General features: G+C 38.3%; 23 protein-coding genes and 2 pseudogenes. 9 read left to right on the forward strand and 16 right to left on the reverse strand.

All coding sequences use genetic code 11. The features are described from left to right. The first annotated feature begins 711 nt into the window (after positions 1 to 711). Positions 712 to 1,683, forward strand: coding sequence for a carbon-nitrogen hydrolase family protein (locus tag H540_RS0127160; RefSeq protein WP_028403246.1), 972 nt, complete (start codon positions 712 to 714; stop codon positions 1,681 to 1,683). Between the two features lie 87 nt (positions 1,684 to 1,770). Here the strand turns inward: H540_RS0127160 and H540_RS32770 are convergent, their stop codons facing one another. The 7 genes from H540_RS32770 to H540_RS0127195 form a co-directional block, all read right to left on the reverse strand. Beyond that, the gene (locus H540_RS32770) at positions 1,771 to 1,902 is read right to left on the reverse strand and encodes an FbpB family small basic protein (protein WP_081415300.1); all 132 of its coding nucleotides are present in this window, start codon (positions 1,900 to 1,902) and stop codon (positions 1,771 to 1,773) included. Positions 1,903 to 2,099: 197 nt separating this feature from the next. Continuing rightward, positions 2,100 to 3,194, reverse strand: a complete 1,095-nt coding sequence (locus H540_RS0127170; protein WP_028403247.1) for a citrate synthase/methylcitrate synthase — start codon at positions 3,192 to 3,194, stop codon at positions 2,100 to 2,102. Between the two features lie 71 nt (positions 3,195 to 3,265). Then, positions 3,266 to 6,715 carry a pyruvate carboxylase gene (gene pyc / locus H540_RS0127175; protein WP_028403248.1) on the reverse strand — a complete coding sequence of 1,150 codons (3,450 nt, stop codon included), beginning with the start codon at positions 6,713 to 6,715 and terminating at the stop codon, positions 3,266 to 3,268. A gap of 75 nt (positions 6,716 to 6,790) precedes the next feature. Continuing rightward, a complete protein-coding gene (locus H540_RS0127180; protein WP_051317320.1) occupies positions 6,791 to 8,023 on the reverse strand; it encodes a Glu/Leu/Phe/Val family dehydrogenase in 1,233 nt (410 codons plus the stop codon). Positions 8,024 to 8,264: 241 nt separating this feature from the next. Further along, complete coding sequence (locus H540_RS31065) at positions 8,265 to 9,506, reverse strand: dicarboxylate/amino acid:cation symporter (protein ID WP_051317314.1); 1,242 nt, start codon at positions 9,504 to 9,506, stop codon at positions 8,265 to 8,267. A 107-nt stretch (positions 9,507 to 9,613) separates the two neighbouring features. Then, the gene (locus H540_RS0127190) at positions 9,614 to 10,306 is read right to left on the reverse strand and encodes an RraA family protein (RefSeq protein WP_051317315.1); all 693 of its coding nucleotides are present in this window, start codon (positions 10,304 to 10,306) and stop codon (positions 9,614 to 9,616) included. Positions 10,307 to 10,396: 90 nt separating this feature from the next. Beyond that, complete coding sequence (locus H540_RS0127195; protein WP_155891164.1) at positions 10,397 to 11,623, reverse strand: pyridoxal phosphate-dependent aminotransferase; 1,227 nt, start codon at positions 11,621 to 11,623, stop codon at positions 10,397 to 10,399. Between the two features lie 105 nt (positions 11,624 to 11,728). Here H540_RS0127195 and H540_RS0127200 point away from each other — a divergent pair, with 105 nt between their 5' ends. Continuing rightward, positions 11,729 to 12,634 (forward strand): LysR family transcriptional regulator, encoded by a 906-nt coding sequence (locus H540_RS0127200; RefSeq protein ID WP_028403252.1) that lies wholly within the window; start codon positions 11,729 to 11,731, stop codon positions 12,632 to 12,634. Positions 12,635 to 12,964: 330 nt separating this feature from the next. Beyond that, positions 12,965 to 13,036: pseudogene (locus H540_RS35795) on the forward strand (FbpB family small basic protein); the annotation flags it as partial. Positions 13,037 to 13,180: 144 nt separating this feature from the next. Here H540_RS35795 and H540_RS0127205 read toward each other — a convergent pair. Then, positions 13,181 to 14,059, reverse strand: coding sequence for a fumarylacetoacetate hydrolase family protein (locus tag H540_RS0127205; protein WP_028403253.1), 879 nt, complete (start codon positions 14,057 to 14,059; stop codon positions 13,181 to 13,183). Between the two features lie 303 nt (positions 14,060 to 14,362). Further along, complete coding sequence (locus H540_RS0127210; RefSeq protein WP_028403254.1) at positions 14,363 to 15,247, reverse strand: LysR family transcriptional regulator; 885 nt, start codon at positions 15,245 to 15,247, stop codon at positions 14,363 to 14,365. Between the two features lie 483 nt (positions 15,248 to 15,730). Here H540_RS0127210 and H540_RS0127215 point away from each other — a divergent pair, with 483 nt between their 5' ends. Together H540_RS0127215 and H540_RS0127220 are read left to right on the forward strand one after the other, a co-directional pair. Further along, positions 15,731 to 16,939, forward strand: coding sequence for an MFS transporter (locus H540_RS0127215; RefSeq protein ID WP_028403255.1), 1,209 nt, complete (start codon positions 15,731 to 15,733; stop codon positions 16,937 to 16,939). Positions 16,940 to 17,455: 516 nt separating this feature from the next. Next, complete coding sequence (locus H540_RS0127220; protein ID WP_028403256.1) at positions 17,456 to 17,824, forward strand: hypothetical protein; 369 nt, start codon at positions 17,456 to 17,458, stop codon at positions 17,822 to 17,824. 345 nt (positions 17,825 to 18,169) lie between these two features. Here the strand turns inward: H540_RS0127220 and H540_RS0127225 are convergent, their stop codons facing one another. Further along, positions 18,170 to 18,769, reverse strand: a complete 600-nt coding sequence (locus H540_RS0127225; protein ID WP_051317316.1) for a CPBP family intramembrane glutamic endopeptidase — start codon at positions 18,767 to 18,769, stop codon at positions 18,170 to 18,172. A gap of 484 nt (positions 18,770 to 19,253) precedes the next feature. Here H540_RS0127225 and H540_RS0127230 point away from each other — a divergent pair, with 484 nt between their 5' ends. Further along, on the forward strand, positions 19,254 to 19,658 hold the full coding sequence (locus H540_RS0127230) for a hypothetical protein (RefSeq protein WP_028403258.1): 405 nt from the start codon (positions 19,254 to 19,256) through the stop codon (positions 19,656 to 19,658). Positions 19,659 to 19,926: 268 nt separating this feature from the next. Then, complete coding sequence (locus tag H540_RS31070) at positions 19,927 to 20,181, forward strand: hypothetical protein (protein WP_051317317.1); 255 nt, start codon at positions 19,927 to 19,929, stop codon at positions 20,179 to 20,181. A 507-nt stretch (positions 20,182 to 20,688) separates the two neighbouring features. On the opposite strand, the gene H540_RS0127245 is transcribed toward H540_RS31070, so the two are convergent. Then, positions 20,689 to 20,997: a hypothetical protein gene (locus H540_RS0127245; protein ID WP_028403259.1), complete on the reverse strand. Its 309-nt coding sequence runs from the start codon at positions 20,995 to 20,997 to the stop codon at positions 20,689 to 20,691. Between the two features lie 30 nt (positions 20,998 to 21,027). After that, the gene (locus H540_RS0127250; RefSeq protein ID WP_028403260.1) at positions 21,028 to 22,209 is read right to left on the reverse strand and encodes a lipase family protein; all 1,182 of its coding nucleotides are present in this window, start codon (positions 22,207 to 22,209) and stop codon (positions 21,028 to 21,030) included. Between the two features lie 61 nt (positions 22,210 to 22,270). On the opposite strand from H540_RS0127250, the gene H540_RS0127255 reads away from it, so the two are divergent. After that, a complete protein-coding gene (locus tag H540_RS0127255) occupies positions 22,271 to 22,594 on the forward strand; it encodes a hypothetical protein (RefSeq protein WP_028403261.1) in 324 nt (107 codons plus the stop codon). A gap of 127 nt (positions 22,595 to 22,721) precedes the next feature. On the opposite strand, the gene H540_RS0127260 is transcribed toward H540_RS0127255, so the two are convergent. The 3 genes from H540_RS0127260 to H540_RS0127270 all read right to left on the reverse strand — a co-directional run bounded on the left by H540_RS0127260 (position 22,722) and on the right by H540_RS0127270 (position 24,754). After that, a complete protein-coding gene (locus H540_RS0127260; protein WP_245592377.1) occupies positions 22,722 to 23,129 on the reverse strand; it encodes an ABA4-like family protein in 408 nt (135 codons plus the stop codon). Between the two features lie 69 nt (positions 23,130 to 23,198). Next, the gene (locus H540_RS0127265) at positions 23,199 to 24,092 is read right to left on the reverse strand and encodes a hypothetical protein (protein WP_028403263.1); all 894 of its coding nucleotides are present in this window, start codon (positions 24,090 to 24,092) and stop codon (positions 23,199 to 23,201) included. A 143-nt stretch (positions 24,093 to 24,235) separates the two neighbouring features. Continuing rightward, complete coding sequence (locus H540_RS0127270) at positions 24,236 to 24,754, reverse strand: TetR/AcrR family transcriptional regulator (RefSeq protein ID WP_028403264.1); 519 nt, start codon at positions 24,752 to 24,754, stop codon at positions 24,236 to 24,238. 268 nt (positions 24,755 to 25,022) lie between these two features. Here H540_RS0127270 and H540_RS34155 point away from each other — a divergent pair. After that, positions 25,023 to 25,157, forward strand: a pseudogene (locus H540_RS34155) (IS1595 family transposase); the annotation flags it as partial. Positions 25,158 to 25,211: 54 nt separating this feature from the next. Here the strand turns inward: H540_RS34155 and H540_RS31075 are convergent. Continuing rightward, positions 25,212 to 26,124: RNA-guided endonuclease InsQ/TnpB family protein (locus H540_RS31075; RefSeq protein ID WP_051317318.1), on the reverse strand; the 913-nt coding region annotated here is incomplete at its 5' end.

The raw sequence follows: 26,124 nt of genomic DNA on the forward strand, positions 1-26,124 counted from the left end.
AAAACAGTAAGCAGTCATCTCTGACCAAACTCCTTTCGGGTATGGTTCGCTTTGCCCATGTCAACGAGAGGGCATGTTTCACCGTGTTCGTTCCCATGACCTAGAGAACAGTCGTGAAGTGAAACTCACAGAGCGGCAGACTAGCGAAGCATCTGACGGTGTGTCTTGACCTGACTCGCCAACGTAGTTCATCGTGCTGAAACAGTTTCCTGCTTCTACACTCACTGGGGCTTGAAAGCAAGGAACAGACTATACAAGCCTAAAGGTCACGGTTTTATATAGTTTTTTACGATTTTATACGAAATAAAATCAACTGTTCATAGCTCCTTTTCATGGTATTATCTTCCTGTTAATTCCATGTTACCAGATGTGCTTCTCTAAAACATTATGTATATTCTATTCAGGTGAGGTTAACATCACACATCATTATTGGCAGTTCTATATCAAGAAACGCATTCTTGCAGAAAATAAAAAAGAGATCTTAAAATAAAGATCTCTTTCAGTGATAAGGGCTGCATCTGCTGTCAGCAACTGAATAAATTCCTCAAAATTCCCTGTTTTTGAACCTTGAATATTGGTATGTTGTGTTTTTTAACAATTGGATTAGTCAATACCAATCCAATTGGATGAATACAAGAAGTTTTCTTTACTTTATCATGATAATTACAGACTTACATTAAACAATTTTTATCGAAAAGAGGAGGAATCAGCATGACCAACCAACAGCACAACGTACGAGTAGCTGTCGTCCAAGCTGCTTCTGTCATCATGGATAGAGAAGCAAGTACGGAAAAGGCAATTTCGTTAACACTGCAAGCAGGAGAACAAGGAGCTAACATTGTCGTATTTCCTGAAGCTTTTATCCCAGCTTATCCGAGGGGACTCAGTTTTGGAGCGACAATAGGGAGCCGTTCTCCGGAAGGAAGAAAAGACTGGCTTCGTTATTGGGAAAATTCAGTTCCTGTTCCAAGTGAAACAACCGAAAGATTGGGAGAAGCAGCACGCAAGGCGGGTGTCTATCTCGTTATCGGCGTAATTGAAAGAGACCACGAATTCAGTGGTGGTACCGTATATTGTTCAGTATTGTTCTTTGGGCCGGATGGGGCATTACTTGGAAAGCACCGTAAATTAAAACCGACTGGTTCCGAACGATTAATTTGGGGAGAAGGAGATGGCAGCACCCTTCCTGTTTTCGATACGCCATATGGCAAAATAGGAGCGTTGATTTGCTGGGAAAATTACATGCCCTTAGCCAGAGCGGCGATGTACGCCAAAGGCGTTCAAATTTATATAGCTCCAACGGCAGATTCCAGAGAATTATGGCAATCTACGATTCGTCATATTGCAGCGGAAGGTAGATGCTTCGTTTTATCTTGCAATCAATATGTGAACAAAGATATGTATCCAACTGACTTAGCTTGCTATGGTGATTTAGCTTCTTCTCCTGATGAAATGTGTCCAGGAGGAAGTGCCATTGTCGGTCCTTTAGGTGAGTATATTAAAGAGCCTGTTTTTGGTCAGGAAGATATCCTCATAGCTGATCTTGATTTGCGTGATATTGCTTACAGCCAATTTGATTTTGATGTAGTAGGCCACTATTCAAGACCTGATGTATTTCAACTGTTAGTGAATGAAGAGAAAAAAGAGAATGTGAAGTGGGTAAATTCAACGACTTTGATATAAGCTGGTGCTGATCTTATGATCTGCATTTTGAAGAACGAAACAATAGTTACGTAGCTCTGCAATTCTATTCTAAATTAGCTATATGTATTAAGCTAGCTTTCTAAATTCATGACGCTTTTCTATAAGTTTTTCAATTTTTTCTAATGCTTGTTTATCTTTAAGTAATTCTTGTTTGTTCTCTTTTACTAGTTCTTCGAATGATTTTCTATACTTAAGCATAAAAACACTTCTTTCTATTAGATTGATATCACTACAATTTATCTGGTTCTGGTGCAAAAATTTAATAATTTTTGCACCAGAACCAGATTTTTAGATTACGTATTAGCCCTATTTTGAGTTATACTTCTCTCTCCGCTATTCAACCCATCCTTAAATCAAGAAAATCGAAAAAATATATAAACTATAATCTTTGATACTCAACACTCAACTGGTTGATTGCCGATATACCTTGCTTCTGGACGAAAAATAGTATTGTCTAGTGACTGTTCAATAACATGAGCGGTCCATCCAACCATTCGACTCACTGTAAAAGTAGGTGTAAACAAATCAGGAGACATATTGAGTGCCTTCATGACAGCAGCTGCATAAAATTCCACATTCGTATAAAGCTTTCTGCCCGGCTTGTATTCGTTAAGTAATAGAATAGCCATTTTCTCAACATAGCCCGCTAAATTAAGCCACGCATCATCTTGTCCAATACGTTGACAAATTGTGCTCAGGACCTCAGCTCGCGGATCACACGTTTTATAAACACGATGTCCAAATCCCATGAGATATTCTTTTTTCTCTAATTTTCGTCGAATCCATCTTTCTGCATGTTCTTTTTCTTTAATCTCGTTTAACATATCGATTACACCTGTAGGTGCACCACCATGCAAAGGCCCTTTCATCGCCCCAATGGCTCCTGTTACAGCAGATACCATGTCCGATTCTGTGGAAGAAACCACTCTTGATGCAAACGTAGATGCATTCATTCCATGTTCCATCGTTAAAATCATATAGGCTTCAAGCGCTTTTACATGAGTGAAAGAAGGAAGCTCGCCTGTTAACATGTATAAATAGTTTTCCACATGGTACAATTCTAGATTTGGTGGAATTATTTCCTTTCCACTTATTTTTCGGTATATCATAGCTGTAATGGTAGGAATCGCTGCTGTTAATCGGATTGCTTGCTCAATATGCGGCTTCCAACTAAACTCCTTTACCCCCAAAGCTGAGACAGCTGTTCGGATTTGGCTCATCATATTCATATCATTTGGGAGTGCTTCAATCACTTGGTATACATATGGAGGTAAAACACGATTATTGCTTAATAATACAGAAAACTGATGATGCTCTTTCGAATTCGGCAAATGCCCATACCATAATAGATACGTAATTTCTTCAAACGAATAGTTTAAAGCTAACTCTTTTACATCATAACCTCTATAAATTAATTGCCCATTTTCCCCATCAACCAAGCTTATAGATGTTTCCGCAGCCACTACATTTTTCAAACCCCTTTGAACCATCCGTTATCTCCCCTTTATATTCCCTCTTAATTTCCTTACAATGTTCAACAAAATAGAATTTGATTTATCGATTAATTTGTAAGTTCAATAAGTAAATCACCTGGTTGGATGGCTTCTCCACTTAACACATAAATATCTCTTACGATTCCGTCCAATGGTGCTTGAATAGTGGTCTCCATTTTCATGGCTTCTGTAATAATCAGATGATCTCCCTTTGATACCTTTTCTCCCTTTTGGACTAATACTTTGATGACGGTGCCAGGCATGGTGGCACCCAGATGGTTTGAATTAGTTGGATCAGCTTTTAGTCTGGATACAACTGTTGTTTTGATACTTTCATCTTTAATGATGACCTCACGGGATTGACCATTTAATTCAAAGTACACCGTACGCGTGCCATCTGGCTGAGCTTGTCCAATGGAGACAAGTTTGACCATCAGCGTTTTCCCTTTTTCAATTTCAACCTTGATTTCTTCACCAAGACGCATCCCGTATAAGAAAGTAGGCGTGTCTAACACGGATACATTCCCATATTGTTCGACGATTTTCTGATAGCCCATAAAGACTTTTGGATATAACGCATAAGCAATCGCTTCATGACTAGTAACAGGACGGTTGAGCGCATGATACAGCGCTTCATTTAGTTGTTGGAAATCAACATCCTCCAATAACTCCCCAGGACGAACAGTAATCGGTTCTCTTCCTTTCAGAATGATACGTTGAAGTTCTTTTGGGAAGCCTTCATAAGGCTGACCTAAAGAACCCTCAAACAGTTCAATCACCGAATCCGGGAAGTCCAGTGTTTCGCCGCGCTCGTAAACATCTTCCTCCGTCAAGTTGTTTTGCACCATATAAAGAGCCATATCACCGACTACCTTGGAAGAAGGGGTGACTTTGACGAGATCGCCAAACAAATGGTTGACTCTTGCATACATCTCTTTTACTTCATCCCAGCGATCGCCTAATCCCACTGCTTTGGCCTGTTGCTGCAGATTGCTGTATTGGCCGCCAGGCATTTCGTGTACATATACCTCTGTATGAGGGGCGTTCATTCCACTTTCAAAAGCCTGATAGTATGGACGAACGTCTTCCCAATAAGACGAAAGCTGCTCCAAGCCGCGAATATCAATATTTGGCTTCCGTTCATGACCTTCTAACGCATAATACAGCGAGTTGGCACTTGGCTGTGAGGTTAACCCTGCCATGGAACTAACGGCCACATCGACAATATCCACACCTGCTTCGATCGCCTTCGCGTACATGAAAAGCCCGTTGCCGCTTGTATCATGGCTATGCAGATGAATCGGAATATCCACTGTTTCTTTTAAGGCGGAGATTAACTCATAAGCCGCTTGCGGTTTTAATAATCCAGCCATGTCTTTAATCCCTAAAATATGAGCACCGGAGTTTTCCAATTCTTTGGCCAGCTGCTTATAATAGTCCAGGTCATATTTTCTCCGCGTCGGATCTAAAATATCTCCTGTATAACACATGGCTGCTTCGGCGATTTTGCCGCTTTCTCTGACCGTGTCAATCGCCAATGTCATGCCCTGCACCCAGTTTAAACTGTCAAAAATTCGGAACACATCAATACCGGCTTCGGCCGATTCCTTCACAAACGCTTTAATGACATTGTCAGGGTAGTTTTGATACCCTACCGCGTTGGAAGAACGAAGCAGCATTTGGAATAATACATTGGGCATGTTCTTGCGTAATTGTAATAAACGATCCCAAGGATCTTCGCTTAAGAAACGATACGCTACATCAAAGGTGGCCCCGCCCCACATTTCTGCCGAGAACAGCTGAGGGATTAGGCGTGCCGTTGGCTCCGCAATCCGTAATAAATCGTTTGTACGTATGCGAGTGGCCAACAGGGATTGATGGGCATCACGGAAGGTCGTGTCGGTTAACAATAATTCTTTTTGTTCCTTGATCCACTTGACGACACCGTCAGCACCTTCTGTATCCAAGATTTGTTTGGTACCGATAGGAATAGGTTCTGAGTATGTTAGTTTAGGGATAGAAGGTTTCGTAAATACCGGCTTCTTCTTTTTGCCGATGCCAGGGAACCCATTCACCGTAACATTCCCAATATACGTCAGCATTTTGGTTCCGCGATCCTTGCTTTTTGGAAATAAAAATAATTCCGGTGTGGTGTCAATAAAAGACGTATCATAGTCACCGTTTAAAAACTTTTCATGCTTAACCACATTTTCGAGGAAAGGAATGTTGGTTTTGATTCCGCGAATTCGAAATTCGCGAAGGTTGCGCAACATTTTGGATGCCGCCTTCTCAAACGTACGGGCCGATGTCGTAACCTTTACGAGCAATGAATCATAATAAGGGGTAATGACAGCCCCTTGAAACCCATTTCCAGCATCCAGGCGAACACCAAACCCGCCGCCCGAACGATACGCCATGATTTTCCCTGTATCCGGCATAAAATGATTGAGAGGATCTTCTGTCGTCACGCGAGATTGAATCGCATAACCGTTGATTTGGATGTCTTCTTGAGTGGGAATACCGATCTCCTTACTATGTAACGAGTATCCATCCGCAAGTAAAATTTGCGACTGAACAATATCAACACCAGTAATCATTTCCGTAATCGTATGTTCGACCTGAACCCGCGGATTCACTTCAATGAAATAAAACTTATCTCCTGATACAAGGAACTCGACGGTTCCGGCATTTCGATAGTCCACGTTTTTCATTAACTGAACAGCCGCCTCACAAATTTGTTGGCGCAAACTTTCAGACAAGGAGACACTCGGTGCGATTTCCACCACTTTTTGGTGACGACGCTGTATAGAACAATCACGCTCATATAAATGGACGATGTTACCGTCTTGATCCCCTAAAATCTGGACTTCAATGTGCTTGGGGTTTTCAACAAATTTTTCTACATAAACCTCATCATTCCCAAATGCGGCCTTTGCTTCCGACTTCGCCCGTTCATAGGACTCTTTTAATTCAGCGGCACTGCGTACGATACGCATCCCACGGCCGCCTCCACCAAGTGCGGCTTTAATCATAAGGGGATAGCCATAGTCTCGACCGAACATTGTGGCTTCTTCCTGACTGGAAATCGGTCCATCACTTCCAGGGATAACGGGAATATTTGCTTGAATGGCTTGATGACGCGCTTTTACTTTATCGCCAAACATATCAAGATGTCTGGATTCTGGTCCAATAAAGAGAATGCCTTCTTCTTCACAACGTTTAGCAAATTGGATGTTCTCTGACAAAAAACCATACCCCGGGTGAATGGCATCTACTCCATGCGTTTTAGCCAGTTCAATGATGCCTTCAATATCTAAATAAGCTTCAATCGGCTTTTTCCCTTTTCCAATTAAATAAGCTTCATCGGCTTTATAGCGATGAAAAGAGCCTGCATCTTCATTTGAATAAATGGCCACTGTACGAATATTGAGTTCTGTGCATGCACGAAAAATACGAATCGCAATTTCCCCTCGGTTTGCCACTAATACTTTGTTAATGTTTCGCGTTATAAGACCCATACTTAACTTTTCCCTCCAACAGATAAAAAACTAGATAGAATCATAGTTTTTTATTTTTGAATAAATAAAACCTCACTAAACCCAGCCTCTCCACTCAACAGCTTCGACTACACGTTTTAAGCCGACAATATAGGCAGCTAATCGCATATCTACCTCTTTTTGAACCGATGTCTGATAGACGCTCAAAAAAGCATCAGTCAGTATGATTTCTAGTTTTTCATCTACTTCTTCTGCTGACCAATAATAACCTTGATTGTTTTGTACCCATTCAAAATAAGAAACGACCACACCACCAGCACTTGCCAAAACATCTGGTACAATCAAGACGCCTTTATCAGTTAAAATTTGCGTAGCTTTTAAAGTTGTCGGACCATTTGCTGCCTCTACTACGATTTTTGCCTTAATGTCCCCCGCATTCTTTTCTGTAATTTGATTTTCAATAGCTGCAGGAATTAAGATATCGCAATCTTTAACTAAAAGTTCCTCATTGGTTAACCGCTTCGTGAATAAGTGAGTAACACTTCCAAAAGAATCACGATTTTCTAATAAATAATTAATATCAAGACCCTGTGGATCATATAAAGCTCCAAAAGCATCTGATATGCCGATTACTTTAGCGCCAGCATCATGAAGAAACTTTGCTAAGAAGCTTCCAGCATTTCCGAACCCTTGGATGATGACTTTCGCTCCCGCTAATGGAATATTCTTTAATTTCGCGGCTTCTTTCGTGACGATTGTTACACCCAAAGCGGTAGATGATTCTCTTCCCTGAGACCCACCCAAAACCATCGGCTTTCCTGTAATAAATCCTGGAGAATCGAATTCACGCAGGCGACTGTATTCATCCATCATCCACGCCATGATTTGCGAATTGGTAAACACATCAGGTGCCGGAATATCTTTGGTTGGCCCTACAATTTGACTAATAGCTCGAACATAGCCTCTACTCAAACGTTCAAGTTCTGAAAAAGACATCTCACGCGGATCACATTGAATCCCACCTTTACCTCCTCCATAAGGAAGTCCGGTAATACCACATTTGATACTCATCCACATAGATAAGGCTTTTACCTCCTCCTCCGTTACATCGGGATGGAATCGAATTCCACCTTTTGTGGGACCGACCGCATCATTATGTTGAGCACGATAACCTGTAAAAACCTTTACTGAACCATCATCCATCTTTACAGGAATTCGAACCGTCAGTAAACGAAGAGGTTCTTTCAGTAATTCATACGTATTTTCGTTACTCCTCATTTTTTGAAGAGCTGTTTTAATTACTTGTTGAGTTCTTTCTAATACATTCATATTTTCTTTAATGTCTTGTTTTTCTATACTTCTAGTTTCAACCGCCACTTCTGTCACTCCCCATATATAACTCCACTTTCTATAGAGCTAGTGATGCATTTTAGTGAACGTTAATGATTTGAACTATTTATCAAGGGTAAATCCTTTTATTAAATTATTAATCTTAAGAATTATCTATCTATTTTAAGTAGAACGTTTAAAATAAATAGATAATTCCACCTCGAAATATAATAATTAAAAATTAAGCACCCGCTGCAGTGTCTTGATTGGAAGTTATAGTTTCTTTTTCACGAAACATTCCTTCGGATTTTGCCATCACCACTGTAGCTAACGCATTCCCCACCACATTAGTTGCAGTTCGGGCCATATCCATAATGAAATCAACAGCCATAAGTAAAGCAATACCCTCAAGTGGTAACCCTATGGCAACAGAAACACCTGTCAAAACAACAATCGCCCCAGAAGGAACAGCAGCGATACCTTTTGTAAGTAGTACAAGTAATAGAACAATGTGGATTTGGTCCATCACTGAGAGATGAATACCATAGGCATTGGCTAAAAACAAAACAGCAGGAGCCATATAGACCATTCCACCATCTAGATTAAACGAATAACCAAGAGGTAAAATAAACGATACTACTGAATTGTTAGCCCCATAACGTTCTAAGCGTGCTGTAAGAGGAGCAAATACGGACTCTGAACTTCGAGTCGTAAAAGCTATCAATAATAAATCTTTTATTTCACTAATCAACTCAAAATAGCGAACACGGTAGATGCGAGCTATAATTGGGAAAATGATCAACAAAACGATAGCTAATCCAGCATATGTGAGTAGAATTAAATCGAGCAGCGTGCTCAACTTGTCAAAACCATAAGTAGCCACACTATAAGCAATAGAACCAAAAACACCAACTGGAGAAAATTTTATAACATAGTCTAGAACTTTAAACATTACTTTAGAAAGAGCTTCAAGTACATCTTCAATTGCCTGAGCCTTCCCTTTTAATGAACGGAGAGCTAGTCCAAAGAAAACACCAAAGTAGACAATGGCTAATAAATTCCCTTCCGAAAAGGCAACAAATATATTGGAAGGTATTATATGAAGTATAAACTCTCTAAAATCAATTTTTTTTGATGCAATACTATTTAGAGCTTCCGTATTCCCTCCTGAAAGATCAGCTCCTACCCCTATATGTGTAAGATTGGCAAGTACTAAAGACATAATGATAATTAAAGTCGTAACAACTTCAAAATAAACAATAGCTTTAATAGAAAGTCGTCCTAGTGATTTGGCTGATTTAATCTGTGTAATACCTAATACAATTAAAGGGAAAATTAATGGTACAATTGTCATTTTAATCATGTGCATAAAAGCATCACCTAAAATTTTTGACTCTGTACCTATTTTTTTGTTTACTGATCCTATAATTAAACCCAATACTAGAGCAATTGCGATTTGAAGCCATAAAGGAATTTTTTTCATGATTGCCCCCTTAAATGAAATATTTTAAATTTCGTTATGAAAAAATAAAATTATTTTTATTTCCTTGCTCTAATTGTTTAAATGTAATCTTTAGTTTAAACTTTCAATCACCCTTTTATAGGAGAATACCCTTTTTGGTACAATGTCTCATCTACCCATTTTCGTTCCCAGCTTCCTAATTCATACATTCTGTCTATGATTGATTGTTCTTTTTCTTGAATTAATTTTGTTTGTTCTAATACGTTAGCTGCCTCACCCTTAGGAACTACTACAACCCCATCATCATCACCAACTATAATATCTCCAGGATTTACAGGAACCATTCCACAGCTTATAGTTGTGTTTATTTCCCCAGAACCCTCTTTAAGTGGTCCACGCGGAGTAGTTCCTCGTGCAAATACTGGAATATCCATGTTATAAATTGCATTTGTATCTCGAATTGGTGAGCTAGTCACTATTCCAGCAATTCCTTTAATTTTGGCATAATGACAAATAAGTTCTCCAACAACTGCATTTTCTTTTCCGCCAAAAGCGTCTATTACAAGCACATCACCAGGTTTCGCTAAATCCATAGCTTTATGGATCATTAAATTATCAGTTGGATGAATTCGAATAGTTAGAGCATTTCCTACTAAATGTACACCCAGTCTATTCATTGATTTAACAGTATAGTCCATGGCTCTAAAACGCCCCATTACATCTGCAATATTCGCTGTTGCTAATCCTTTAAATCCATCAACTAGATTTTTTGGCAGGCGTTCAAAATCTTCTATAATTCGAAGTCCTAAATTTGTCATCATTTCCACTCTCCCTTTCATTAAATACCATTAAAATCAATCTTTGTTCTCGTGTTTCTAAGAAGAAGTTCTTTAGATACTAGACAGTTATATTTAAATCAGATTAGCTTTGACTTTGCTTTCTAAATAAGAAACAATTTTCTCTCCAGCTTCTTGAAGAACTTCATCTTTAGCCGCATATGAGAGCCGTAAATATCCCTCTCCAAATTCTCCAAAAGCGCTGCCTGGAACAACAGCTACTCCTGTTTCCTCCAATAACTCCAATGCTAATTCATGTGATTTCTTTCCAGTCCGTTCTATATTAACGAACAGATAAAATGCTCCCTCTGGTTTTGGAATGCCTAGCATCTTAGATTTACTAAGAACATCCACAATGAGGTTTCTGCGACGATTAAATTCCTGACGCATCGACTCAACTGCTGGTGCTGCTTTAAGAAGTGCTGTAGTTGCAGCACGCTGGGTAAATGCTGGTAAACAAGTTACGTTATACTGGTGTAGCTTAACCAGCCCAGTTAATAAATTTTCTGGAGCATGTAAATAGCCGACTCTCCAGCCAGTCATTGCATAAGCTTTTGAGAATCCATTAATTGTTATGGTTCTTTCAGACATTCCTGGTAACGAAGCAATACTTATATGCTTTTGGTCATCATAAATAATCTTTTCATATATTTCATCGGATATAACAATTAAGTTATGTTTTATTGCAAGCTGAGAAATCTCTACTAATGTGTCGTAATCCATCATCATTCCTGTAGGATTACTAGGGGTATTGAGTACGAGTAACCGTGTACGCTGTGTGATGCGCTTTTCCAATTCCTGTGGATCTAATTTAAATACTCCATTTTCAAAATTAATTGGCACTGTTACAGGCCTTGCTCCAGCTAACTGGCAGCATGACTCATAATGTGGCCAACATGGAGAAGGAATTAAAGCTTCGTCTCCAGGATTAAGAATTCCCACTATTGAAGCAAAAACTGCTTCAGTAGCTCCTGTTGTAATTAAGACTTCATTAGGGGAAGCATTTACGTTATTTTCCTTTTTTAACTTTTCTGCAATTGCCTCACGTAATTCAATTAGACCGTAATTGGAAGTGTAATGTGTATCTCCCTCTAAAATGGAAGCGGTTCCAGAGTCTGATACAACTTTAGGAGTTGGAAAATCAGGCTCACCCAATATTAAGTTATAAATTTTTTGACCTTTTGCACTTAATTGATTAGCTTTTTCGTAAATTTTTCGAATGTTTGAGAATCCCACGGACTCTAAGCGTTTAGCGGTATGTACCATAAAACACACTTCTTTCTTTTTAGATTTTGTTATCAATTACTCATTACCTTTAACTGAATATTAATTCTTATTTTAATATTTGTAAAATACAATTAAATGTATTAAAATATCGATTAAATCGATATTAAGGAGCTTGATAAGATGAATAAATTAGGCATTGAAGCTTTTTTAGCAATCGTTCGACATAAGCGCTTAACAGATGCAGCAAAGTCTTTATTTTTATCACAATCTACTCTCAGTAATCGTCTTTTTCAGCTCGAAAAAGAAATAGGGATAAAGCTAATTGAAAGAGGCAGAGGAATTCGAGAATTATCTTTAACTCCAGGAGGGGAAGAATTTCTACCAATAGCAAGAAGATGGGAAGAATTAATGCAAGAAACTTATCTTATTGAGTCTCGCGCTAAATACTCAACGATTTCAATAGGGGCGGTAGATAGTATCCATTCTTTTATTCTTCCACCAGTTTATAAAGAATTAAGCAAGTACTCGTCTCATTTAAATATTAAAATTAGAACTCATCAGTCTATAGAACTCTATTGGTTATTAGAGCATGGCGATATTGATGTGGCTTTTACTCTTTTAGAACAGCCGATGCCTAATATGATAATGAAAGAATTTTTAAGAGAAAAAATGGTAGTAGTGTATAAGCAAGGAAATAATTTAATTTCTGATAATGAATATATTAACAAACTGAATTTAGACTTTTCAAAACAGTTATTCATTGATTGGGGATCTTCATTTCGCTCCTGGTATGAACACTGGATAAAAAAGGATAAAATTCAAAAACATTTGATGATTCAATTAGATACAGTGAATTTATTGTCTACATTTATGGAGAAACCCGGTCATTGGGCGATTGTTCCTTTATCTATTGCAGAAAAATTTAAAGAACAAGGAGGGTTTTCGATTTTTTATTTGGAAGATCCACCGCCTGAAAGAGTTTGTTATCAAATACAAAACAGAGCTAAATCAAATAGATTAGAGGGTCTCCGTATTTTAGATACTTGCTTAAATAAATTGAAAAATAGATTAGATGAAAATGAATGAACTAAATATACACCTTCAAATTATTAGTTTTCTTAATATTTAAAGATGCTACATTCTACTTTACAAATATTATATTTAGAAAATTTTTCAATTATATAAATGTAACTAAAAAAATCGACATAAAAACGTTTCTTTTAGGGGGGAGAGAGCATCCGACTAAGCGTAGAAGCGGTCAAACCCTTTTCGTGGCCCATGCAGGGGTAAACCAGAGAGAGGGAGCGAGCGCAGTTTCCCTTTTGTTCTACGTGGCAAACGATAGATATGTCGGAATAACAAAGTGAACTTATATAGAAAAGAACGGAATGTTATTATGCGTCGTAAGTATAAAAATCATTTGAAGAGTTAGTAAAAGAGAATAAACAAGAATTACTTAAAGATAAACAAGCACTATATATATCCTAAATGAATTTTCGGCATGAAGTTGGATGTTGTCCATCGTGAACCGAACAGAAAGCCGGCGATGGACAAAATCCATGTCGAACTTATAAATTGTATTTATATAGCTTCATAAGCTAGCAACTTAAAGAGAACAGGCTCTCTATGTTTCTAGCGAATGTTTTTTGCACCAGAATCCTTTAAGACATTGGTAAGTGTACCAATATTTTCGATAGAAACTGTAATTTCATCGCCGGATTTTAGCCATTGCTGCTGATCTTCTGGATATCCAAGAATGACACCATCTGGCGTACCAGAATAGATTATATCCCCGGGCTTTAAGGTCATATGTTGGGAAGCGTAGCTTACAATGGTTGCACAATTAAATATCATGTCTTTGGTATTCGCAGATTGACGCAATATGCCATTTACCTTACAGCTGATATCTAAATGATTTACATCACCTACTTCATCTGATGTAACAAGGTAAGGTCCAACGGGAGCGAATTGATCACACGTTTTTCCTAGTAACCATTGTCCTGTACGAAATTGAAGATCGCGTGCAGAAAGATCATTTCCTACGCTATATCCATAGACATAACCAAGAGCATCTTTTTCACTCACATCTTTTGCTGTCTTCCCTATGATAATGACAAGTTCGGCTTCATAATCAATTTTTTCTGCACCTTGGGGAAGTTGAATTTCCTCATTATGAGCAGCTAGTGCATTATTAAATTTACTGAATAGGATGGGAGATGTTGGAATGTTCATTTTGGATTCTTCAGCATGATTGACATAGTTCAAGCCAACACAAATAATCTTCTCGGGATTTGTTACAATTGGTGCATAAGTGATTTTTGATTCATCAATATAAGAAAGAGTAGGTTGATTCACCAAAGATTGAAGTTTTGTCAGCCCTTCGTTTCCCTGTTCAATCATTTTTTCCATAGTGACATTTTGGTCAAGAGCGGCAGATACATCAATGATCCCTTTTTCTGTTTTGACTCCTAGGCAAATTCGGTCTCCTTGTTTAAAGTTTAGCAATTTCATTTTGCATTCTCCTTTTATGTGGAACTTTTATAGGCTGTATTATACACCTTCTCAACCACATGAAACACATAAACAGCTCCAATCATTTGAATTTGTTTTAACAAATGTATCTTAAGTTGATGGATGTGTGGCGGTATCCCATCCCCATCAAGTTAAAGTAAATCAATACCCAAAAACGAAAAAACGCTATGCTTTCGGTAGAATGTCCGATGAAAGAATAGCGTTTTTCTGTATGTATTCCATCTTTTTGACATAGAAAGATGGTGTAAATGAATTATTTTTTATGGAAAGGAATGACCATTCCTATTCCAATTCGTCGGAATGGTCCAAAACAAATTGTTTAAATTGTTGAGTTGCAGGAGATAAATATCTTCCCTCCACCCAAGCAATTCCAATTGTCCGTTGGCACTTCGGCCACTGTACACGTATTTGTGATATTTTACTTTGATCTGTCCCCTTCAGATTCGGTAGAATTGAAATTCCTAGTCCCGCAGCAACAAGCCCTGCCACGGTGTCTGCTTCTTCTCCTTCAAATGTAATCTTAGGTGTAATCCCCGCTTCTTTAAATAATTGCTCGATAGCTATACGAAGGGAGAAACCTTTTTTCAAATGAATAAAGGTTTCGTCTGCAATTTCTTCTAACGTAATAGTTTCATGCCTAGCGAATTTGTGTTCTTTAGGAACAATAACAAAGAGTTCCTCACTCCAGAGTGGCCTCCATTGAAATGGAGGTTTAATTTCCATAGGAGCGATTAAGCAAAGATCAAAGTCTCCTAATTGTAACTGTTCAAGAAGAGTATGGGAGGGACCTTGGCCAAGCCGAAAATTGATTTTTGGATAGTTAGAACGAAAAGAAGCGATTAAGTCTGGAATAAGATTTGTACTAAGAGTGTGCAGAAAACCAAGCGACACTTCTCCCTGCTCTGGATCAAGTAAATCTTGAATTTCTTGTTTACCTTCATTGAATTCTTTCATCATACTATCCACACGCTTTAAAAAGATATGACCATATTTATTTAACCTGATGGAACGCCCCTGACGTTCAAATAATGGAACACCTATTTCATCCTCAAATCGAGCAATAGAACGGCTGAGGGCAGACTGGGAAATCGATAGCGCCTCTGCCGCACGCGTCACGTGTTGCATACGTGCTAGGGTTTGGAAATATTCAAACTGTTGCCATTCCATTTATTAACACCTCTTTCATATGCTTAGTTCATTCATTACATAAATGCATTAAAAACATTATTATAATGAATTATACTTTATATATTATCGGTGGTAATATAAAACCCAAGAACACACCTATATAAATGCAACTAAAAAAATCGACATGAAAATTTTCTTTTAGGGGGGAGAGATCATCCGGCTAAGCGTAGAAGCGGTCAAACCCTTTTCGTGGTCCATGCAGGGGTAAACCAGAGAGAGGGAGCGAGCGCAGTTTCCTTTTTGTTCTACGTGGCAAACGATAGATATGTCGGAATAACAAAGTGGACTTATATAGGGTTTTCGTAAATTTAAATCTATAGCTATAGAACAGTAAATATAAAAGGTGTTTTGTATTTAATGTTTAGAACTAGACTATTTTTTAATACAAACAATTATCTGTTAAAAGGGATGATTTATTGTGCAACATATTGGAGATCACACAAATTTTAGGGTGTTTGTATTATGAGTTACATTCAAAAAGGGACACCAATCTTTCGCAAAACCAGCTTTGCTTTCTTTGCTGCTGGTTTCAATACATTTGCTATTCTTTACTGCGTACAGTCTTTAATGCCAGAATTTACAAGAGAATTTAGCATTTCTCCAACTACCGCAAGCTTGTCACTTTCAATAACAACAATGGTGCTAGCCATTAGCATGCTGATTTTTGGTTCTTTGTCTGAAGTATGGGGACGCAAGCCCATCATGGTAATTTCTATGCTCTCAGCTTCTGTGCTTTGTATTCTTACTGCATTCAGTCCTAATTTTCATTTTCTACTGGCGTTTCGAACTATTGAAGGAATTTCATTGGCGGGTCTGCCCTCGATTGCAATGGCCTATCTAGGAGAAGAAATAGAGCCTAAGAGTTTGGGAACTGCTATGGGTCTGTATATATGCGGCAATTCAATTGGTGCTGTGTTTGGTAGAATTTTCTCTGGCATGTTGAGCGACTACTTTGGTTGGCACATAGCAATAGGGGGAATTGGCATCATAAGTTTAGCCGCTACCCTCATTTTTTGGATTAGCTTACCGCCTTCACAAAATTTCAAAGCTCGTCAATTAAACATTGGAAAATTAGGAAAATCATTAATTGACCATCTGAAAGATCCAGGGTTAGTTTGCTTATATGGCATGGGATTTTTGCTGTTAGGGAGTAATGTAGCATTGTTCAATTATATTGCTTATGTATTACTTGAAAAGCCCTATTCATTAAGTCAAACATTTGTAAGTTGGACATTTTTAATTATGATTGTTGGAATGTTTAGCTCTGTCTGGACAGGAAAATTGGTAGATCGCCACGGTAAGCAAAAAATATTAATAATTAATCTATTAATTACATTAATCGGAGTCTGTTCAACTTTGGATGCTAATTTGGTTATGAAAATACTAGGACTTGGATTGTTTACTTTTGGATTCTTTGGTGGTCATTCGATTGCTAGTAGTTGGGTCGGACAACGTGCTTTACGCAACAAGGCACAAGCTTCTTCATTATATCTATTTCTTTACTATTCTGGCTCAAGTGTAGGTGGCACTGTCGGAGGGGTTTTTTGGTCCACATTCGGATGGGGAGGAGTAATCAGTATGATTGTGGGTTTCTTAATACTTGCTTTTATACTCTCAGCATACCTTTCAAAAATTGTACTTAAGTCGAAGAAAGTTACAAAAATAGCCTAAGTTTATTTATCATAATTATCAGATAATGAAGAGCTATACTTAAAGTAACGAGTTTTTTTAGGGAAAAAAGATATGAATAATTAAAAATAGTAGAAATAGCTTGGCGACAGAACGCCAAGCTATTATTTTAACTAGAAACTAACACAATTATTTAACAGAGTTGTAAAATTTCTAAAAAATCATTTCCACAAAGTGGTCGCTGTCTGCTTCACTGAGTCCGTCCTTCTGTAAGGACAACTCGATTCGGGAGCTTCCCACCAGTTCCTTAAATCGTGCGCAGCCATTGTAAGCAAGCTCTCCAAGAATTATCGGCAGTGGAAATAAAGCAAAAATACAGAAACGGCAAGGAATCGAAGCCCTTGCCGTTTCTGTACGAAATATGTATACAATCTTATATACGTTATGAAACTAATATTTAGGTCCATATGATTCAAAAGCAAAAATGGGGTGATAAAGTTGAAAAAAATAATTGCTGTTCTTCTACTCTTGATTTTATTTGTATTGGGAGGATGTAAAATGGGAGATGAAAAAAAGGAGCTAGAAATTAAAGAAAAAGCAAGCCAATTGAGAACAAAGATTTTAATATTTTCATTCATGCTGTTAATTGGATCTTTACTGGCAGGCGGATGTAGTATTATGAAAAATAAAACTGAGGATAAAAAACTTTTAAAGAACGCCGAAGAAGAAACTGTTAAATTTTTCAAAGAAAAAGAACATGTAGATGTTATAGTTACAAAATCAGAATTTTCTTCAGCAATTGGTGGAGATACAATTTTTGTAGATGGTTATGTTAAAGAAGACCCAACCAGAAAAATATCGGCTGATGTTCATTATAAAGATAATTATAATATTGACTCTTTTGGATTAGATAAAAAGAAAGAGTAAATAGAAGGAAATAAATAAGTAATCAAAGTTGTTTACACTTCTGATAGCTTTTACATAATTCTAATTTAACTTTTTCCCATTTGATATCAATCATACTATAAATAGCGGTATTTCTGAGACTGCCATCTGCCAATATACATTCGTTTCTTAAAGCACCTTCTAATTTGCCGCTAATTTTACTGATAGCTTTTCTAAAGCGAGTATTTCTTTCATCCGCTTTAAACTCAACTCGAGCCATTTTATTTTAGATATAAAAATTCGGAGGACTATTAGTAAAAATTACACATAAAGAAAAGACCGATTCATATCGGTCTTTCTGTGTATCTTCCCCCAAAGCATATATGACTACAGCAAAGGAAGTAAAACCAACAGCAGCAAATCAAACATCAGATGTGAAAGGATTGCCATTTCTATACTTCCGGTTCGATGGTAGATCCCACCCCAAAACACTCCTCCCACTAGGGCTGCGATTACAAGCAGCAGGCTTCCGCTGGACAGATGCGCGGCGGCATACAACAAGGTACTCAGAAGGATGCCCAAAGAAGGTGCAATCACACGTGTTAGTCTTCGCTGAATATAGCCTCTCCAAAACAACTCTTCACCAGGAATGATGATCGCAAACAAAACAAGGTAATGCCACCATACTCGAGGGGAAACAATTTGATATAACTCAGTTAAACTCTGCAACAAAGGAAGCTGTAGTGCGACAATCAGCCATTTTCCCAAGGCAAAGATGAGATATAATAGCGTTCCAGATACTAAGCCATAACTGATTTCCAGCCAGCTGATACGCTTTATAACAATACCTTCTTGCGCATAAGCCAATCCAATCATGATCAGCAGGGATAAAGAAAAAAAGGGCCAGAACGTTTTCGTTAGGTGAAAGCTGTATGCTAGTAATAAATATGCTAAAAACAAAGATATAAGCAAGTTATATTTCTTCAAGATAATCTCCTTTTAACAATGCACCGTTTCTATATATGAGTGAATGATAATTTCGACATTTCCATATGCTATGTGCAACCAAAAGGGAATATTGTATGCTTCTTCTCTCTGGTTTACCCTTGCAAAGGTTTGACCGCTTCTGCATGTCGCCGGATGATCTCCCCCCACTATCAACAGTTTTTTTATTCACTTGTATATAACTATAAGTGTATCCAAAGCGGAACTCCTATTCAACTATCCTGCTGCGCAAGTTGCAGATGGATAATGAACCTCCCCCACTTACCGTTACACACCATTCACACGCTTGAAGTGGAGGTATTCTCACCCAATTTATGATAAATACTGATTTTCACCATCCAAATCACGGATCGTTATCTTCAGCAGAATACATGATAGTTTGCAAAAAGTAGTCGTAGCGGACATTTGATCGAATATATTGTATATAGGCATATTCTTACATGATATTCAAGGAGGGAAAGACGGTATGGGGAGAAAATATTTGAAGATAGCCGCAGTTTATTTCACGATCGGGGTTCTGCTGGGACTCATAATGGGGATCATTCATGATTTCCGCCTTGCTTCGGTTCACGCGCACTTCAACTTGCTCGGTTGGGTATCGATGGCGCTGTTCGGACTCATTTACCACTTTTATCCTAATGCGGCGGATACTAAACTTGCCAAAACACAATTCTGGCTGCATAATATTGGTCTTCCAGTGATGCAGCTGGCGATTGCAGGGGCCATTCTGACGGAGAATACGGTGTTCATCCCGATCGCGATTGCAGGCTCGCTGCTTGTTGTTTTAGGGGTCATCTTATTTACTGTTAACGTGTTTAAGCATGTAGGTGCGTCGGCTAGCCGCAAATCAGACAACGATGTATCCATATAAACGACATTGGCGGACAGATGCTAATGGAAAACAATAGGTCAATGAAAATATGACTGCCTTTGATTTAAGGCAGTCATATTTTTATTGAATAATAGAAGGTAACAGAGCCCTTTAAATAATAAGAATAGGATAAAATAATTTTTTATTTTAAGGACCTGCTTAATTAGGACTTTCTTTGTTATTTCTCAAAGTAAACATTTAGATATTAGTTTACACTTTCAAAAAAATCCTTTCAGTATTATATTTAAATATAAAAGAGGTGCAAAAAATGAATTTATCAACATTCAAAAAAGAATTTAAAGTAAATTTCTTATTTTGGGGTTTACCAATGTTTCTCTTAGCAAATCTAGTATCCTATAAAACAACAATCGAATACATTAAAAATAAAGATTGGATAAATCTCACTTTAGATATATCTGTATTCTTATTAATAGCGATACTAGCAACGATAATATACACGACAATATATCCAGCAATTACAACCTTTATCAATAACAAAATTTCAAAAGTTAAAAATAAATAACTGTACTTGAATAAAAACACTTACAAACACTTACAAATCCATAGAAAAAGAGACGAGGAAGCATTCCTTCACTAGAATAGAAGTGCGACCAACCATTCTTGAAAGGAGCTGTCACAGCAACTCCCAATCCTAAAATCTTGCCCACGTTAGTTAAGAAAAAATGTTTTGTGTCTAAGCAGAGTGACCAGTTCGTAAATTGATACCTAATTCAAGAAAAGCTTTCATACAAGTAATCCTATCAACCCAGCCTTGAGCTTGCTGTCCATAACGTTTGATGCCTTCTTCATCGCTTTCTCAGCCATCCTTACGCACCTTTACCAATGTTGCCGCTTCTAATGGCTCTAGCTCGATTCGGAAATTTCCCGCTAGTTCCTTAAATCGTGCGCAGCCATTGTAAGCAAGCTCTTCACGAATTATTGGCAGTGGAGAAATACAGAAGCGGCAAGGAATCGACGTCCTTGCCGTTTCTGTACGAAATATGTATACAATCTTATATACGTTATGAACCTAATATTTAGGTCCATATGATTCAAAAGCAATAGCCTTATCTAAATCCTCCATCCCTCTTCGATACTTAGTTAATTCTGCTTTTTGATGTTCCAAGTGATGAACTCGATCTGTAAGTGCTTTAAAGAAACCCTCCATTTCACTTCTTATTTTGTTACCGGAGTTACCTTTCCATCCTTGAAGCCTGTTGTATTGATTCCTTATATACTGCTCATCAGATTTTAACTTGTTAATTAACTTTGTTAGTTCATTTTCTGCTCTCTTTAAATCATCTAATTCAACTAAAATTTTTCCTCTATCGCGTAACACTCATAATCCCTCTTTCCTTACACTAACTAATCATTTGCCATCAGCAGCTTGAAACTCATTTGCTTTTTTACTAATAAATTCTGCCATTTCATTCGTTTTGTCTAGGTACCACCGATTAGATTTACCTAGATCGCCACATATGTTCTCTGCAATAGGTTTTAGTTTTTGGCTTTGGCTTGTATAAAGTAAAGCTGTAACCGCACGTATGGCTGGAGGGATTTCCTGTTCAAACTGTTTAGCATGTTTCTTCATTGTATTGCCTATTTCATGTAGGTCTTCAGTCTTTAATTCAATCGTTTGTGATCCTTGTATATATCTAGGTGATTGAATCAATTCTTTCCCTGTCTTTGCGTCAATTAATAGATTTGAAATATTTCCGTTTTTATCGTATGTATAATTATCTAAACCATGATAATCTTTTGAGCCAACAGAATCGATAAAACGTTCAACAGGATGACCCGTATATCCTGCATTTGCTACAGCAAAACCAGCTCCCCCAATATAAATCGTTTTCCCAACATGTTGCTTATATTCTTTGAATGGACCTGCCCCAATAGAATCATTAGGATTGACATAGCTAATATTTGTATCCTTAAACTCCCCACGTGTTGCCTTTTCTTGTAAATCTTTAGGAAGGAGATGTACAATATCCGGCGCACTATATGTGACAGATTGCAAATGATGCAGAACCGCGGAATACTCAGCTAACGCACCACCTAAAGAATGTCCTGTTGCTGAAATCTCATATCCAGTATAATGTTTATTAACATGTTCTTTGACCTTCTTCATAAGTTCATCAGCCTGTGTAAATTGACTCTCAGCTATTTCTTTACGAAGATCTTCTTTACGAAATTCATCGTCCGGACTATAAGTTGGACTATTTTCTAATCTAGCTAATTCGTCTTTTCTATCTTTAAGGGTCCCTAAAACAACATCTCCACCATCTGCTTTTTTAATATCTGGGTAAGCTCTTTTAAAAGGCCCAGTTCCTTCTGTACCACGAAAGGCAACTACGACCTGTTTTGTGTCTTCGTTTACAAACACAGTAGCATCGAATCCAGTTGTTGGGTCATGTAATTTTGCACCATTTGGGTGTAGAGGCTTCCATTTTTGTGTTTCTCCCAAACTATTATCAATAGAAACTGTACCCTCTTTTTCATAAGAAGCTCTAGACAACTCTTTATACACATAATCAGAAACTATATTACTCATACCTTTTCCCCTTTTCCAAAATCAGCTATTTTATATTATAATTTATAAAGGGTGATAAAAAATGAAAAAAATAGGCTTAGTTTTTGTTCTACTAGTTTTAGGTATCGGAGCATACAGCATAATCCAATTTAAAAATGCTCAAGGTTCATTAACTTCAAAAGAGGAAAAAGAAATTAAAGATAAAGCTTCAAAGGTTGCTATTGATTATTTCAAGAAAAAGAAAAATTGGGATATCACAGTTACAAAAGTTGAGTTTTCAACCGATATAAATAGGGAATGGGTTATTGTTTACGGTTATATCTCAGGGGATAAAAATAAAGAAGTATCTGCAAGTATAAGTTATAAAAATAATTATGAGGTTGGACACATTACCGAATATGATTAAAACAAAAATGAAAAAATTCTTATTAAAACCTATAGTTATATTGGGGTTCGCTCCGTATCATCAAATGAACCAAAAAGAGTGGTACCACGTAGGAAAAACCTATCGTCTCTTGTAGACGATAGGTTTCTTAGTTGTATAATCTTAACTTCTTCCGTTTCCGTACCTTCCGCAGCACAAGATAACATAACAACCCAAGCGGACCGAACATAAGGATGAGGAATAAGAGTACTGATTGCATCGGTATCGATACATACCGATGTTCCATGTTATCCCTGTAAACGTAATGGCCGATCGCCTGATCGAAGCAAAGCAAATGAAGCCAGACGAGTAAGGCAAAGTCCGGTTTGGACAACAGTCGGATGACACCCTCCGCTGACCCGAAATCTTGAACGAATCCAAAGCCTGAACCTACGATGGCCGTGATGATCCCAATAGCATAAAGTGCAGCGAGATACATAGGAAAAATGGCTATGTTCGTGAGAAACCTTGTGACTCGCCACGTCGGCAACAGTATCAAAAGAAGCCAGAGCAGCATAGCTATGCTTGCGAGAGAAAACAGCTTTTCATACACCGTTACAAATCCCCTCTCCAGGACAATATTGTTTTAATTTCTATGCGCTGATGAATTGGCAGACACCGTCTTCGGCCTCAGCAGTTCAAATGCAGCGACAACGACTGTGGCGAGCCAGATGAGCAGCATGACGCCGGCAAGGAGCGGCAGCGCTGTCAGTTCAAAAACGGAGCGTCCGAGGGCGGTTTGTAAACCAATCAGCACGATGGAAATCATCCAGGCGAAACTCCCAAAATGGATTCGCCGCAGAGCATGCTTCTTATCGGTATGTGCCCGCTCCGATAACCATCCTAGTAACATTAGTGCCTGCAAAGCATGAAAGCTGAGCCCATGAAGGACAATTAGGTTTCCTGCCTCGCCCGTATACCGGCCTTGCAGCGCGATCATCCATATTCCTGAGGCGAAGGCAATCATGGTTGAGAAAAGCGCATAGCGGATGCCCAGTACTAAAAGCGGACGTTCATTCATCTGTCTTTTGCGATAAAACGGAATGGCAAGCAGCACAGTCACGATGATGATCAACAGCGAATCAAGCCCGAACAAAGCGCCGGCAATCGAATCGACGGCAGAGCCGGCACGCGTAAACCGCGGATTAATCCCGCGAAAATGCTGGATCGTTTCGATCGCATAGGCATATAGGACTGTCAGTGTGAAAGCCCAACGAACAGCCGCCCGTTTGCGGGGACTTAGCCCCGCTATCGGTAAAATGGCCGCTATGGACAAAATAAACAATGCGATTGCGGCATTGAAAGAAAACGCTCGCTCCAGGTTGCCTTCTGGAAAAATGATCGCCCCGTATAGCCCAATATATACCGCAATACCAACTGCAAGCACAAAGCCAAGCATACTAATAATTACGAGCAGCTTTTCTCCCTCAAAGAGCTTCATCCCCAGCATTTTGTCGACCTTTCGATTATCCGTCTTCATCAATTGATCATTCCTTTCTCATAATTTCTTTTAATGGAAATGACCCTCATTATTTATTTATTAATAAATAAATGAAATATGAATAAAAAAGGCAGCACTGTTACTGCCTGGTCTGTCTGTTGCCGCATCATTGATTTGAACTGTTATTTCGTTTTATCCTTAAAATGGAGTAATTGTGGCAAATCCAAAACTTCCGATACCGTAATCAAGAGACCCATTCCGATAAATTGGGAGGCTGCTGCTTCCGCGTTCGGAATTCCTGCTCTTTCAAATTTCGCAATTATGCCTTCATGGATAATACGGAACTTCTCACTGACATGCTCCCGAATCACTGGTTCGGAAATTGCATGAGCTTGCATGACCATGATAATCTCATCTCTATGGGCTTCCATGATTTGAAGGAACGCGTGCCCCATCGTCTCCGTCAATCGATCCGGAGGTGCTTCGACTTGGGTGAAGGTTTCATAAATCCGGTTAATTGCCCTATCAATAACCGCTTTGAAGAGTTCTTCTTTATTTTTGAAAAAATGGAACACGTACGGCTGCGTTACTCCCACCGCTTTGGCCACCCGCGCTGTTGTCGCCTTGTAATATCCAAGTTCCGCAAATATTCCCACGGCTTTATCAATGATTTGTTCTTTTCGATCTTCGTGGCCAGCCAATACCTCCACCTCCTTTCATTTATTTATTGATTAATAAATAAATTGTATTTAAATATAGAGCAAAAATCAAGAGTCATTCGTGTAAGGCCTTAAATACTCGTAACTCCCTCATTCCTTACACTGGCTAATCATTTGCCATCAGCAGCTTGAAACTCATTTGCAAACACCACAGCAGCTCCTGCAGTTAGCATAATCAGGCCCTATCGATAGTCCATCTAAACTAATACACATTTTCTTACATTCATAGGAACTCGTCCACTGCATCCATGATAATTACCTCTACTAATTCCGTTGGCTAGAAATAAGGAAGCATTTAGCATTTGAAAAACAAGTTGAACAAATGCTTCTTTTCGCTTGTCAAAAAGCGAATAAGGCCGCTGTTAATTTGCTAAGAAGCACATAAAACTTGGTTATTATAAGTGAACTACATCGCCATTGAAATGGCGAGCTTCGAGTTCTACGCTATGAACTGTTGTCCATTAAACGTATACACTTTTGGCGTGTCCAACACCACTACTGATTGTGCTCCAAGCACGTTCAGATACTTTTTACTTATGTTTATCGCACCATTTACATCAGCGTTCACAACGACATTACAATCCTCACATTGATAGAGGCCTCTATGTTTGCGATTCTTCTTTTTCGCATATTCTTTTGACGGTATGGGTTTACAAAAGGCACAGGTTTGCGATGTATATTCTTCTGTAATGGTTGAGTTGACCGATATTCCGACTTCTTCTGCTTTATAAGTAATCATCTCAATGATTTTACGAAACGGCAGGGCATGAAATGTTTGATTGTTTACTTTCCCCAAATTTGCTTTTTCACGAATCCCGGTGATGTCTCCAATCACAATCGTTTCGACTCCTTGTTGGAGTGCCAAGTCAACCACTTTTCTAGTCATACAATGAAGGAGATGAAACGTCTGCGCTTTCTTTTTCTTATACAATTGACGAACTCTTTTTGACTGTTTTGGATAGGCAACGCCCCTTGCTGATTGCTGAGCGTCAGAGATAGCTTGATAGTACGCTATCTTCTTATAAAAGTACCGCTCTAGCGATAGCCACTGTCGTCCTGATACAATATGAGAACGACCTTGATAGTCATAACACGTTAAGGCGTTGGCGACTCCAATATCAATCGACAGAATCTTTGTACTCTTTTCTTCGGTAGAAATGTCGTGATATTCTTGTGCGAGGATCACTTTATACTGTCCGTTGCATAACGGCTTAATCTCAACCGTTTTTATTACACCTATTTCGATATGTTTTGGCACCTGTATATAGAGATACTTCTTTGTAATTCCGTATGTTTCGCGAAGATAGGCTTTTTGTTTCGCTGGAATGGACAGGCGAAGCGCATTCCCTTCC

It is taken from the genome of Ectobacillus panaciterrae DSM 19096 (assembly GCF_000430785.1).
Lineage (GTDB): Bacteria > Bacillota > Bacilli > Bacillales > Bacillaceae_G > Ectobacillus > Ectobacillus panaciterrae.